11 protein-coding genes are annotated in these 14,182 nt (G+C 42.5%); 4 read left to right on the plus strand and 7 right to left on the minus strand.

Going from position 1 to position 14,182, the window contains the following annotated elements:
* Positions 1 to 211 precede the first annotated feature (211 nt).
* Positions 212 to 3,697, minus strand: a complete 3,486-nt coding sequence (locus CRO21_RS00610) for a PAS domain-containing hybrid sensor histidine kinase/response regulator (protein ID WP_097077428.1) — start codon at positions 3,695 to 3,697, stop codon at positions 212 to 214.
* A gap of 255 nt (positions 3,698 to 3,952) precedes the next feature.
* On the opposite strand from CRO21_RS00610, the gene CRO21_RS00615 reads away from it, so the two are divergent.
* Together CRO21_RS00615 and CRO21_RS00620 are read left to right on the plus strand one after the other, a co-directional pair.
* On the plus strand, positions 3,953 to 4,288 hold the full coding sequence (locus tag CRO21_RS00615; RefSeq protein WP_097077429.1) for a DUF485 domain-containing protein: 336 nt from the start codon (positions 3,953 to 3,955) through the stop codon (positions 4,286 to 4,288).
* Positions 4,289 to 6,010: a cation acetate symporter gene (locus CRO21_RS00620; protein ID WP_097077430.1), complete on the plus strand. Its 1,722-nt coding sequence runs from the start codon at positions 4,289 to 4,291 to the stop codon at positions 6,008 to 6,010.
* Between the two features lie 132 nt (positions 6,011 to 6,142).
* Here CRO21_RS00620 and CRO21_RS00625 read toward each other — a convergent pair whose 3' ends face one another.
* Both CRO21_RS00625 and CRO21_RS00630 read right to left on the minus strand, forming a co-directional pair.
* Entirely contained in the window at positions 6,143 to 7,030 is an 888-nt protein-coding gene (locus tag CRO21_RS00625; protein ID WP_097077431.1) for an SDR family NAD(P)-dependent oxidoreductase, read from the minus strand.
* Between the two features lie 260 nt (positions 7,031 to 7,290).
* Positions 7,291 to 8,370, minus strand: coding sequence for an amidohydrolase family protein (locus CRO21_RS00630; protein ID WP_228150328.1), 1,080 nt, complete (start codon positions 8,368 to 8,370; stop codon positions 7,291 to 7,293).
* 280 nt (positions 8,371 to 8,650) lie between these two features.
* Between CRO21_RS00630 and ettA the strand changes: the two genes are divergently transcribed.
* Positions 8,651 to 10,312, plus strand: a complete 1,662-nt coding sequence (ettA, locus tag CRO21_RS00635) for an energy-dependent translational throttle protein EttA (protein ID WP_097077432.1) — start codon at positions 8,651 to 8,653, stop codon at positions 10,310 to 10,312.
* Between the two features lie 67 nt (positions 10,313 to 10,379).
* Here the strand turns inward: ettA and CRO21_RS00640 are convergent, their stop codons facing one another.
* Together CRO21_RS00640 and CRO21_RS17860 are read right to left on the minus strand one after the other, a co-directional pair.
* The gene (locus CRO21_RS00640) at positions 10,380 to 10,727 is read right to left on the minus strand and encodes a type II toxin-antitoxin system HicB family antitoxin (protein WP_097077433.1); all 348 of its coding nucleotides are present in this window, start codon (positions 10,725 to 10,727) and stop codon (positions 10,380 to 10,382) included.
* A 10-nt stretch (positions 10,728 to 10,737) separates the two neighbouring features.
* Positions 10,738 to 10,944, minus strand: a complete 207-nt coding sequence (locus tag CRO21_RS17860) for a type II toxin-antitoxin system HicA family toxin (protein ID WP_213064395.1) — start codon at positions 10,942 to 10,944, stop codon at positions 10,738 to 10,740.
* 262 nt (positions 10,945 to 11,206) lie between these two features.
* Between CRO21_RS17860 and CRO21_RS00650 the strand changes: the two genes are divergently transcribed.
* Positions 11,207 to 12,112: a polysaccharide deacetylase family protein gene (locus tag CRO21_RS00650; RefSeq protein ID WP_097077434.1), complete on the plus strand. Its 906-nt coding sequence runs from the start codon at positions 11,207 to 11,209 to the stop codon at positions 12,110 to 12,112.
* Positions 12,113 to 12,157: 45 nt separating this feature from the next.
* Here CRO21_RS00650 and CRO21_RS00655 read toward each other — a convergent pair whose 3' ends face one another.
* Complete coding sequence (locus CRO21_RS00655; protein WP_097077435.1) at positions 12,158 to 13,318, minus strand: MFS transporter; 1,161 nt, start codon at positions 13,316 to 13,318, stop codon at positions 12,158 to 12,160.
* Between the two features lie 10 nt (positions 13,319 to 13,328).
* Entirely contained in the window at positions 13,329 to 14,132 is an 804-nt protein-coding gene (gene dkgB, locus CRO21_RS00660; protein ID WP_097077436.1) for a 2,5-didehydrogluconate reductase DkgB, read from the minus strand.
* Positions 14,133 to 14,182 lie beyond the last annotated feature (50 nt).

Genomic DNA, 14,182 nt, shown 5'->3' on the forward strand with positions numbered 1-14,182 from the left:
TCATTTTTTAAACCTATAAGACTAATGTACAATATCGGCAAAAATGGGTTGTAAAATTTAATAGAAACAGAATATTAGCTATTTGTAATAAAGTGTACAACTGTTCACTTATATAAATGAGCAATTCTGCCATAGCGTTTCATTAAAAGTGTTTGCACGTCGTTTTATGATGTCCCTTAAATCACCATAAAACGACTTTTGACTTTTAGTATTAATTGGTTTTAATACTCGATAAAAATGCGCGAAGCGCAGCAGGTTTTAACGGCTTTCTGAGCAAGACAATGCCGAGTTCTTTTAAAATTTCCGGTAATTCAGGATTGGTATCGGCGGTGATTAAGGCAGTAGGAATCTGTTCAGCTTTATGGTGACGGATAAAATCTAGGCCATATTGATCATGATTGAGATGCTGGTCAATCAGCCAGACATGAATATCATGTTGTTGAATCAGTTCAAGTGCTTGTTCAGGTTCTGTTGCTAAAATCGCATGATACCCCCATTTATTCAACAAAAGCTGCATTGCATTTAAAATGGTCTGATCATTGTCTAGGCACAAAATATTTAAGGATTTTTGCTGCAATTTTAATTGCTGTGGAGCCGTCACCTGTTCTATAGGCGCAGCGACAGTCGGTACTTCAATCAGAAAGCATGAGCCTTTGCCCAGTTCCGACTCAACCTGCACCCGATAATTTAATTGATGCGTCATGCGCTCGACAATTGCCAACCCTAGCCCTAGCCCTTGTTCTCCCCATGGAGAGGTGTGACCACCGCGTTCAAATTCACGAAACAGTTTTTCTTTTTGTTCGCTATTGATCCCTGGGCCTGTATCCCATACACCGATGCGGATGTGATTGGGTTTTGAGGCAGAAGCCAGTACACCAACAATGACACGTCCGGCAGCAGTATAACGTAAGGCATTGCTGACAAAGTTTTGGATGATTCGTCGGATCCATTGTGGATCGGTATCGATCCAGTATTTGGTATTGTGTACATGTAAGGTGATTTGGCGTTGTTCGGCAATAGAGCTGAATTGTAAATGTAAATCGCTGAGTAAATCCTGAAGTTTGTAGGGCTTGCGATTGGGTTTAAGTGAACCACCTTCGAGTCTTGCGATATCCAGCAGTGCAGAAAGCATACTTTCTGCACCGAACAGGGCGCGATCAAGCTGTTCTAGGGTTCGTTTATCTTCATGATTGAAGGTACTCTGTTCTAAGGCTGCACTAAATAAGCGTGCGGCATGCATGGGTTGTAATAAATCATGGCTGGCCGCAGCAATAAAGCGACTTTTTGACATATTGGCTTGATCGGCCTGTTGCCGTGCGATTTGCTGTTCGGTCAAGGCTTCTTCAAGCTGTTGTGTGCGTTCACTGACACGTGCTTCAAGGAAAGCCTCGTTTTGTCTAAATGCAGTAATATCGGCAAATGTGGTGACAAAACCACCTCCTGCAATCGGATTACCACGCATTTGGATGACGCGACCGTCGGCACGGTAGCGTTCAAACTCATGTGAGCTGCCTTTACGCATCCAGTTGACCCGTTTTCTGACATGTTCTTCGACTGAACCGGGACCACATTCACCCCGTTCGGCATTATAACGAATCAGGTCGGCAATCGGACAGCCGACGTAGACCAGATCTTTTGGGTAATCAAATAGTTTTAAATACTGATTATTCCATGCCACCAGACACATATTTTCATCGACCACACTGACGCCTTGTGTCATATGGTCAATCATGGTCATGATCAGATTTTGGTTGAAGCGTTGCCATTGTGAGGCCTGATCGAGAATATTGGCCACCTGTCCGAGTGCCAGACCATTATTCAATAAAGCGGTGGTTAATAAAGTACGGGCAGAAGCTGTACCAATTGCACCCGCCAGATATTGTTCGGTAAACCGCCACCACATCCCATTGGCAAACTGTTGCTGATCAAGCACAAACAGATTGTTTTCGGCAAACTGGCTAAAGGCCTCTAGTGTATTTTTTTCTCCGGTGATTCTTGCGCATAGGGCAATTAAATCGGCAATTTTTAGTCGAGAAATTTGCTCACTGGGAATATGTCCATCATGTAAAGAGCTTTGGGTGGGCAAGGGTTTTGTATCGTAAAAGAAAAAACTTTCCGCCTGAATCTGTTCGGCAACACTGGGACGATAACGGCGTGAAAAGCCATAGAAACACAGGATATTGGCACCCAGTGACCAGATCACCCCATGCGTCAAGGCTGCCAGAGAGTTAAATCCAAATAATGCTTCCGGACGTAACCAGCTAATATAAAAAGGACCTTCATCGAGGATATGATAGGCCCAGAGTAAATAGTGTTGGGGTAAGCTGCGTAAAATTGTTGGGAACAATAAGGTATAGGACCACAAGCCAAAACCAACCAGCAGACCGACATAGACCCCCTGTTTACTTCCGCCACGCCAATATAAGCCGCCAATTAATGCTGGGGCGAATTGCGCCACAGCACTAAAAGCCAATAAACCAAAAACCGACAGTTGGTTAATATCAGCAAAGAAATGATAGAACAGGAAGCCCAATAACATGACGGCCAAAATAGAGACCCGACGAACCAGTTTTAATAGCTGCGGCAGACGGGCATCGTGTCTGGATACCAGATTAAGTCGCCATAATGCCGGCATGATCAAGTCGTTGCTGAGCATGATCGAGAGCGCAACAGAGGATACCAGTAGCATACCGGTTGATGCAGAGAAACCACCGACAAATGCCAGTAAAGTCAGCCATTCATTGTTATAGCTCATCGGCAGCATCAAGACTGCAATATCTGCGACTGGAAGAATATCCAATGGCGTATGTAGGGCCCAGCTTGCCAGTGGAATAATGGCAATGGTGGTCAAAATTAAATAACCGCCAAACCAGCGTCTGGCACCTTTGATGTGTGACTCTTCCCGTAACTCAACTACCGCAACGTGGAACTGTCGTGGTAAGCAGATGATGGCGAGTCCGGCCAAAAGTGTTTGTGTCCAAAATGTTGAGGGGACACCAATCTGCTGAATTTGATAAATATTATCTAAAAAATCGGTTTTAATTTGTCGTAAGTTTTCAGTCGATGAAAAAGCAAAGAAGCCTGCTACTGCCAGTAGTGCAAATAGTTTGACAAAGGATTCAAAGGCCACGGCAAGCATTAAACCGCCATGCTGTTCGGTATTGGCAATATGCCGACTACCGAATAACATCGCCAATATCGCCAATACACCGGTTAATAATAAAACACTATTGGTCGCTGCATATTGATAATTGGTTTGTTCCAGAATGATGGAGGTACTTAAGGCAATTGCGCGAAGTTGTAACGCCAGATAAGGTAAAATTGCGATTACAGCCAGAATAGTTACTAATGCAGCCAAAGTGCCTGATTTACCGTAACGCGCAGAGATGAAATCTGCAATTGAGGAGACCGCATGGTGTTGCCTTACACGGCCCAGACGTCGCCAGATATCATAACCAAACCAGATAAATAATAAGGGGCCGAGATAGATGGGTAAAAAAAGCGCACCATCTCGAACAGCCGCACCTGTTGCGCCATAGAAGGTCCAAGAGGAACAGTAGACCCCTAATGTAAGACTAAAGAGAATCATGCGTCGTTTAGGACTTAAACGACTGGCATGACGTTCTCCCAAAAAGGCACAAGCAAATAATATAAATATATAAGTAGCAAGTACGCCCAAGATTAGACTGGCATTCATCAGATCACGACCTAGTGTTACAGGGCTACATCATACAGCAACATCAGTTGTTGATCATGCTGAATCATACTGGGCTATATGTAAAATATGGATGGATTGACTATAAATAAGACTTATTGATGAGAGCATTTCAAGACCAAAGTCTAAGTTACCATTGCCTTGCAAATTGTTAATTTGAGATCAACCAAAAAAGGCAATATAAGTGCCTCCAGAATACGACCATGGTTGGTCGCGCGTAATTTAGGAGAATTGAGAATGGAAGATGCTCAAGTTCGGGAAATTTTAAGGAATCCAAAGTTCCAAGAATTGGTCAAGAAACAACGAAAACTGAGTTGGATATTAACAGCGGTCATGCTGTTTATTTACATTGGTTTTATTCTATTGGTTGCTTATGACAAGGAATTTTTGCACAGCTCCTTTAGTGGAGTCATCACATGGGGTATCCCATTGGGTGTAGGTGTGATTGTCGCATCATTTGTATTGTGCTGGATCTATGCAAGTATCAGTAATAATGCCTTTGATCGTTTAAATAAAGAAGCGATCGAAGAAGTAAAAGTGATTGCTTCTCAGCGTAATGCAGGAGCAAAATAAATGAAAAAACTAAATCAGCTTTTTCAATTCGCAAAGTATGCTGCATTATTGGGACTGGCATCTGGTACAGCTTGGGCAGGTCCAGCCATTGAATCTGGCCAAAAACAACCGACCAACTGGGTTGCAATCGCCATGTTTGTGGTTTTCGTCGGAGCGACTTTGTTCATTACCAAATGGGCTGCGGGTAAAACCAATTCAACCAAAGATTTCTATACTGCTGGTGGCGGAATCAGTGGATTCCAGAATGGTTTGGCGATTGCCGGTGACTTTATGTCAGCAGCATCGTTCCTCGGTATTTCCGCCATGGTATTTATGTCAGGTTTTGATGGCTTGCTTTATTCCCTTGGTTTTATGGTCGGTTGGCCGATTGTTTTATTTTTAGTGGCCGAACGTCTGCGTAATCTGGGTAAATTTAACTTTTCTGATGTGGTGTCTTTCCGTCTGGAAGAGCGTCCAGTTCGTACAGTGTCAGCGATCAGTTCACTGGTTGTGGTGGCGTTCTATCTGATCGCCCAAATGGTCGGTGCCGGACAGTTAATCAAATTGTTATTTGGTCTGGATTATAACATTGCTGTGGTGATTGTTGGCTTACTGATGATGGCCTACGTAATGTTTGGCGGTATGCTGGCAACCACTTGGGTACAAATTATCAAGGCAGTCTTATTGCTTTCCGGTGCCACATTTATGGCCTTTATGGTGCTTAAGTCTGTCGGCTTTAGCATTGCGGAAATGTTTACCCAATCAATTGATGTTTATGCACAGGTTCATGACAAAACTGTACAGGAAGCGAGCAGCATCATGGGGCCAGGTGGTCTGGTAAAAAGTCCGATTGATGCGATTTCTCTGGGTCTTGCATTGATGTTTGGTACAGCAGGTTTACCTCATATTCTGATGCGTTTCTTTACCGTGAAAGATGCCAAAGAAGCACGTAAATCTGTAGTTGTGGCTACAGGCTTTATCGGTTACTTCTATCTATTAACTTTTATCATTGGTTTTGGTGCAATTCTATTCGTTGCAAAAAATCCAGCCTATATCGATGCAGCAAAAACAGCATTGGATGGCAGCCTGACTTTGGTCGGTGGTAACAACATGGCAGCGGTACATCTGGGGCATGCAATTGGCGGTAATATCTTCCTAGGCTTTATCTCTGCGGTGACCTTTGCCACGATTCTTGCTGTGGTTGCTGGTTTAACCCTTGCCGGGGCCTCTGCGGTATCACATGACTTGTATGCCAATGTATTCAAGCGTGGTACAGCAACCGAGCAACAAGAGCTACGTACATCAAAAATTGCAACTTTGGGTCTGGCAATTTTCGCCATGTTCCTTGGGATTGTATTTGAGAAACAAAACGTTGCATTCATGGTGGGTCTGGCATTTGCAGTGGCTGCATCTGCAAACTTCCCAGTACTGGTCTTGTCAATGTTCTGGCGTGGTCTAACCACTCGTGGTGCCGTCATCGGATGTTTAACTGGTTTACTCAGTGCTTTATTCCTGATCTTCCTGACCAAAGCAGTTTGGGTGGATACTCTAGGGATCAGTGATCAAGCACCACTGAATATGAGTAATCCTGCATTATTCTCTATGGTATTGTCCTTTGTGGCATGCTGGTTGTTCTCTGTAACAGATAAGTCGAAACGTGGCGAAATCGATAAGAGTCAATACGACGAACAATATGTACGTTCGATCACAGGGATTGGTGCATCAGGTGCATCTGACCACTAAGATTAGCATTCTCTTCTAAAAGCATCTTCGGATGCTTTTTTTATGCTACAACACAACATAAAACCTAGAGATAAAAAAAGAGATTTAAGCTGTTTTAATCGCTTAAATCTCCTGACCTTTATCCAAGATAATTTACCAGTGTTCACCGGGAAATAAGCGGGCATAAGCACGTTGTAACAGATTAAGTTTCTGTGACTCACCTTTTGCTGCCGAGGAGCTTGGAAAAAGATTATAACCAATCGACATCAACACATTATTCACGTCAGGCGCAATCGCATAGGTGATTGATGCCAGACGTCCCAAATGTGTGGCAACTTTTTTCGGACGTTTGATAATGGCATAGGCAATCAAGTCTGCTGCCTGTTCAGGCGAAAGAGTCGGCACATATTTATAAATTTTAGTCGGTGCAATCATCGGTGTGCGCACCAGTGGCATATAAATCGAAGTAATCGAAATCTTGTGTTTTAACACTTCGGCAGAAAGACAGCGACTAAAGGCATCCAGCGCGGCTTTGGACGCAACATAGGCAGAAAAGCGGGTGGCATTGGCCAGTACACCAATCGAGCTGATGTTAATGATTTGCCCATTTTTACGGTTAATCATATGTGGTAATAGATTAAGCACCAGACGCACTGCACCAAAATAATTAAGCTGCATGGTACGCTCAAAATCATGAAAGCGGTCAATTGACTCATGTACCGAACGTCGGATTGAACGACCTGCATTATTGATCAAGATATCAATATGCTCAAACGTTGCCAGAATGTCCTTGGAAACTTGATCAATTGATGCCATGTCATTTAAATCACAGGTAAAAAAGGAGGCCAATCCACCATTGGCTTGAATTTCTGCTTGTGCCTCCTCTAACTTTTCCTGTGTTCTCGCTACCAGAATGACATGTGCGCCATATTCTGCCAGCATTTTTGCTGTGGTTAGCCCAATACCGCTGGATGCGCCCGTGATCAGGATATGTTTGCCCTTTACTTTGACAGGTAAAAGTTCTTGTAATTTTGTATTCATATCAAGCCATCCTTTTTGGTTGAAATAATAATCCATTCCACTATTTGACATAGGGGATTACCGATTTTTACATGACGATAAAAAAATCTTTATGTTTTAGGATAAATGATGTTTAATCCTATTGTCTATAAATAAGTGTATGAAAATAATAATAAAATTAGAGTAATTACTCTAGTTGGTGTTGGGGCTAAATCGTGTCAATAAATTCGATTTTCTCGTTTGAGATTTGAGTGGTGTTGTGTTTATTCATCACATCAAAACTAAACCATCTGATAAAAACGTTTGGCATTTTGTCGAAAGATTGCCTGTAATGCTTGATCACCATAAGGACGAATCATTGCCAGATAGGCCGTGATAATATCGACTAGCTTGGCATTGGGTTTATCCATTGGATAGTTTGATGCAAAAATAATTCTATCGATACCAAACACTTGAATGGCATGATCGATCAGTGGTGATAGTAGATGAATCATCTTGTCTACACTGGCATGTTGTCCTTTACGATAATAATCATGGCCCAATACTGGCATCATCAGCCCGGAAATTTTGGCATATACATTACGATGTTCGGCAAGTCGGGCAATATGCTCTTTCCAGTGGACAAAAATACTCAGTCGATCTTGTTGGATTTGGCCTGTGGTTTTTCCAACCGGACCGAATAAACCGGCAGGTGTGGCCAGATGATCAATCACGATTGCGGTTTCTGGAAACTGTTTTGCCAGCTCAATCACATCATTCAGTTGACTGGAATATACCCATGCATCAAAACTGAGATGCCGTTTGGCAAGTTCTTCAAAACCCGTTAAAAATTTCTTATCTCGATATAAATTCGCCTGATCACACCAGCGATAAATACCTTTGTCCTGATGATAAGAGGCCATTTTACGGATTCCCCGAAATACAGGGCTGACCTGTTGATGCAGATCCAGAATTTTTTTGAACTGCTGATCTCGAGGATCAGCAGCAGCCACAATGGCACCCAGTTGAATATCGTACTGGGCAAAGGGGAGGCTGTTAATCCAGCGGGTTTCGCCCACTACACCAGTACCTTTATGGTCATGCCAGTTGGCTTCAATGTGCACCACACTGTCCACCCGATAGTGTTGCAAATCTTTGGCATAATCCTGCGGTAAATAGGGCGCAAGAATATGTGCTGTTGAGCCGATGGTATCAATGAGGGGTTGGGGTTTGACCAGACGCAACAATTTATCCATGACACCGGGATAATCACCGAAAATTTTAACCAGTGTATGTGCAGGATGCGGCGTATGATAGGGATCCCATTGATGGATATGGGCATCTATAATGGCAAAGTCGATTGTCTTATTTGTATTGATCACATTGAAATCCCTTTGATTGTTACCGAATTAAGTTTTTATTTACGCTTCAATTAACTTCCTGAATTGAGCGTTGGACAAGCCCAGCATAGAATAAATGTCTTGCCCAAAGAAATGCTTTATCTGAATCTGTTGATATGAATGCTTTTCATAATCAAGAAGAAACATTCAGATGCGTTTAATTCCAATAATTTGATATTTTATCCCGTATTTCATCGTATAATAGTCGGCATTTGTATGTTGCCATTTTTTGGCATTGACTGATTTAACTTAGGAGTCCTACGTGGCCCAATATATTTACACGATGAACCGAGTGTCCAAGATGGTGCCGCCCAAGCGCAACATCTTAAAAGACATTTCTTTATCATTTTTCCCGGGTGCAAAAATTGGTGTACTGGGTTTAAACGGTGCAGGTAAATCGACCTTACTGCGTATTATGGCAGGTGTCGATAAAGACTTTTCGGGTGAAGCACGGGCACAACCGGGCATTAAAATTGGTTATTTAGAACAAGAACCACCATTAGATCCAAATAAAGATGTGCGTGGCAATGTTGAAGATGGTTTGCGTGAACCGTTGGATGCGTTGGCACGTCTGGATGAAGTATTTGCAGAATATGCTGCCGAAGATGCCGATTTTGATGCGTTGGCCAAAGAGCAGGAAAAACTGGAATCGATTATTCATGCTTGGGATGCACATAACCTGAATAACCAGATGGAACAGGCGGCTGGTGCATTAAATCTTCCGGCTTGGGATGCGGATGTTAACTTGCTTTCCGGTGGTGAGCGTCGCCGTGTGGCGCTATGCCGTTTGTTGCTGTCCAAGCCAGACATGCTGTTACTGGACGAACCAACCAACCACCTGGATGCTGAATCGGTGTCATGGCTGGAACGCTTCCTGAAAGATTTCTCTGGTACCATTGTGGCGATTACCCATGACCGTTACTTCCTCGATAACGTGGCAGAGTGGATTCTTGAGCTTGACCGTGGACATGGTATTCCTTATCAAGGCAATTACTCTTCTTGGCTGGAACAGAAAAATGCCCGTTTAGAGCAGGAAAACAAACAGGAAGAATCTTTTGCCAAGGCATTGAAAAAAGAACTGGAATGGGTTCGTTCCAATGCCAAAGGTCAGCAGAAGAAAAACAAAGCCCGTATGGAACGTTTTGAAGAGCTGAACTCGAAAGAATTCCAGCAACGTAACGAAACTTCTGAAATTTATATTCCACCCGGCCCTCGTCTGGGGAATAAAGTAGTAGAAGTCGAAGGAATCAGTAAATCCTTTGATGGCCGTTTACTCTATGAAAATCTGACTTTTACCGTACCGCCTACCGCAATTGTGGGTATTGTCGGTCCAAATGGTGCAGGTAAAACCACCTTATTCCGTATGATGACAGGCGAACAACAACCTGATACCGGTACTGTGACTTTAGGTGACTCTGTAAAAGTGGCTTATGTCGGTCAGATTCGTGACACGCTAGATGACAACAAAACTGTCTGGGAAGAAGTTTCCGGTGGTTTGGATATCCTGAAAATTGGTGACTATGAAATTGCATCTCGTGCATATATTGGTCGCTTTAACTTTAAAGGTCAGGATCAGCAAAAACGTGTTGGTGAGTTGTCCGGTGGTGAGCGTAACCGTTTACAATTGGCTAAAATCCTGCAAATGGGCGCAAACGTTATCTTACTCGATGAGCCATCAAACGATCTGGATATTGAAACCCTACGTGCGCTGGAAGATGCCATTTTGGTGTTCCCGGGTACCGTGATGGTGGTATCGCATGACCGTTGGTTCCTTGATCGGATTGCGACACATATCTTGTCTTTTGAAAATGAAAAGCCAGAATTCTACACAGGTAACTATGCAGAATATGAAGCTTATCGCGCTTCTCGTCTAGGTGATGATGCCGTTGCCAAACGAGCAAAATATAAGAAAATTAGTGGTTAATTGCCATTTGATAAAAACCAGCTTTCGGGCTGGTTTTCTTATTTTTAGTTTTCCAAAATGAATTAAATTAAGTTGTTTCAGCTTCAATAATTTCTTTTTCAATCGCCTGTTTAACAAAATCATTAATACTTTTTCCTTGCACTGTAGCAATCAGCACAAGTTTTTTATGTAATTCAGATGGAATGCGTGTATTAAAACGACCAGAATAGGTTTTTATTGGTTCGATATTTCGTTCTTTACAAACAGTTAAAAATGTATCTAAAGAAATTTTTGCTTCTTTTTTTAGATCATCAATCGTTGTGGCATAGAAATCAGCACCGCCGTTTAGATCGGTAAACTCTCCACGAAACATATCAATATCAGGATCATAATTCACTACAGCAGAGTAGCCATCAACTTTTAATATGTTAATCATTACTGACTCCTTATGATGTAACATCATTTAAACTAAGCCACGCTCTTATAGATGCTATAGCACCTTTATCCGTGGTTGGTTGTGGATGAGGTCGATGAAATACCTTTACCTGACCAAATAAAATAACAGCAATACGTGATCCTTCACGTTCTTCAATTTCGTCACCTAAGCCCTTAAATAACGACTCAATGTCTTTCCATGCAATGTTCCCAGATATTGGTTTTTAAAAATGGCTTCTAAAGTTTTTTGATGCTGTTTTTTTCATTGATCAGATCACAAATTCTTTTTATAAATAGTACTATTATTTGGTACTAAGATAAAGTAAATTTAATGATATACCTATTATTGAGAATATTCTTCTTTAATTTGTTAAACATCATTGTTTTTTTACAGCCAATTTTATTGAAATCATATATTTTTGATATGTATTGGGTTGGTTTGGGTATCTTATACCGATAATTTTCCTCTAGGAAATATACATGCAGCATTGGTTAGCAATACTATTTTTATTATTCAGTGGCTTTGCCTCTGCCAAACAACTGGCTTTAAGTTTTGATGATGGTTTAAATCCAAAAATTGAAGTACAGGCCAAACGGATTAATCATGATATTTTAACGACCTTGCATAAAAACCAGATCAAAGTGATTCTATTTCCATCACTCAGTAAAATTGGTGATAAGCAGGGCTTGGCTTTAGTGGCTGAGTGGGGACAGCAAGGGCATCGAATCGGTAACCATAGTGATCTTCACCAGAATTTAAATCATGATGATGTTAGCTTGGCGGCGTATTTAGACAGTATGCAACGTGGAGATCGTTACTTTAAGCAGTTGCAGGGATTTGTGTCACGTTATCGTTTTCCTTTTTTAAAAGAAGGCAATACTCAGCAAAAAAGAGATGGCGTAAGACAATGGCTGGCGCAGCATCATTATCAATCGGGTGCGGTGAGTATTGATGCCAGTGACTGGTATTACAATCAGCTGTTTATGCAATATCAAATTGCCAATGATCAAGACAGTTTAAGCAAATTAAAACAGGCTTATATTGCGCATTTGCTAGATCGGGCTGCTTATTATGATGGTTTGGCAGAAAAAACGTTGGGACGTTCACCCAAGCATGTATTGTTACTGCATGTGCGTGCGATTAACGCTGCATGGCTCGGCGATGTGATCACCGCATTTCGGCAACAGGGCTGGCAATTTATTGATAGTGATGCTGCCTATAGGGATCCAGTATATAAAATTCAACTCAATGTTTTGCCCGCCGGTGAAAGTATTCTCTGGCAGATCGCCAAAGTATATGGTCTAGACGGCTTACGTTATCCGGCTGAAGATGCACCTTATGAACAGGAAAATTTACGTCGCTTTGGTTTGACTGTGGATAAGTAAATGGTTATGCACAAGCTTATGGATAAACTTGTGCAATGATCAATATTATTGGGTAAGTGTTTGAGAAATATTCTTCATTTGGAAAAACACCAATATTAAACCCAATCCAGCCAACATTGCACCCGCAAAGGAAACAGCTGCATAACTCCAGCCCAGACTCAATACTGCTGCACCGGCTGCTGCGCCAATGGCATTACCCAGATTAAAGGCTCCAATGTTGACGGAAGATGCCAGCCCCGGCGCATCGTGGGCAACAGACATGACACGCATCTGTAATGGTGGCACCACAGCAAAGGCAGCTGCACCCCAGATGACCAACGCAATAGCGGCACCGATGGTTGTTTTGGCCAAAAATGGGAAAAGTACCATCATCAACATCAGCAATACTAAAAAGCCGATCAAAGTCTTGTCAATTGAGCGGTCGGCAAATTTCCCACCAAAATGATTACCGATGGAAAAGCCAATGCCAATTAAAATCAGCATAATGGTAATCAATAGGGGGGTGGCATTGTTAAAGTTTTTTAAACTCGGCGCAATATAGGTGTACAGGGTAAACATAGCGCCTGCACTCATGACTGTTGTGAGTAATGCCAGAATAACAGGTCCGCGCGTCAGGACTTTGAGTTCCTGTTTGACGTTGGGCGGATGTCCGGCCTGACCTTGGGGTAAGGCTTTCCATAGTGATAAGATGGTGAGTACACCTAAAATTGCAATCGCTGCAAAGGACATACGCCAACCCACATTTTGTCCAAACCATGTCGCGAGAGGTACACCACCGATATTGGCAATGGTTAAACCCATAAACATGGTCGCCACCGCACTGGCCTGTTTATCCTTGGGGACGAGGCTGGCCGCAACGACCGAACCAATCCCAAAAAAAGCACCATGATTTAAGCTGGTAATGATCCGTGCCGCCATTAAACCCAGATAATTGGGTGCAAAGGCTGCCAGTAAGTTACCAATGGTAAACAGTACCATAAGTAACATCAAGGCCTTACGCTGTGGAAACCGGCTAAACCACAGGGTCATCAGCGGTGCACCAATCATCACACCCAGCGCATAGGCAGTAATGAGCATACCGGCTTGTGGAATGGAAATATCCATGCCTTGTGCAATTTGTGGGAGAAAACCCATCGGTGAAAATTCGGTCGTACCGATGGCAAATGCACCAATTGCCAGTGCAAGTAAGGGAAAATTGAGCTTCATCGCAAAAACCTTAATCCCAGAGTGGTGCCAGTTGTTCCGGATCAACTTCCCGGCCATTGCGTTCAAGCGCAGCGATCAGTTGCATTTCATCTGCATTTAAGCGGATATCCTGTGCCTGTAGATTACTGATTAGATGTTCCCGTTTGGTTGAAGATGGAATCACCGCATAGCCTTTTTGTAATGCCCACGCCAAAGCAATTTGGGCGCTATTGGCTTGATGCTGTTGGGCAATCTCTTGTAATACAGGGTCATTTAGAACTTTGCCATAGGCTAGGGTCATATAGGAGGTGACATCAATATTCTGGCTGCTTAAGAAATTTGCCACTTTTTCATTTTGTAGATACGGGCTAAGTTCAATCTGATTGGTGATAATATTTTCTTTGCCTACCGCATCAATCGCTTGCTGTACTTCGGCAATATTAAAATTAGACACACCAATATATTGCGTTAAACCTTGTTGTTGTGCTTCATAAAGATTTTCTACAATCTCGGTAATCGAAAAACCTTGTTTGGGTGCGGGCCAGTGAATCAGGGTTAGATTGACCGCATCAGTTCTTAACTTTTGCAGACTTTCTTTTAAACTTGGGATTAATTTTTCACGCGAATAATGGTCTGTCCAGATTTTGGTGGTAATAAATAAATCCTGTCGGGCGATACCACTTTCGGCAATGGCCTGACCCACCTGTGCTTCATTGTCATAAATTTGTGCAGTATCAATGGCACGATAACCGACCTCAAGGGCGGTTTTGACCGAATCAATCACCACTTGGTCTTTTAAACGAAATGTACCAACGCCAAATTTTGGAATAGTCATCTTTCTTTACCTCAGGTTTTATCTCTGATATTAGACTGCATAGCATATGC

This window comes from Acinetobacter puyangensis, from assembly GCF_900096995.1.
Taxonomy (GTDB): Bacteria; Pseudomonadota; Gammaproteobacteria; order Pseudomonadales; family Moraxellaceae; genus Acinetobacter; species Acinetobacter puyangensis.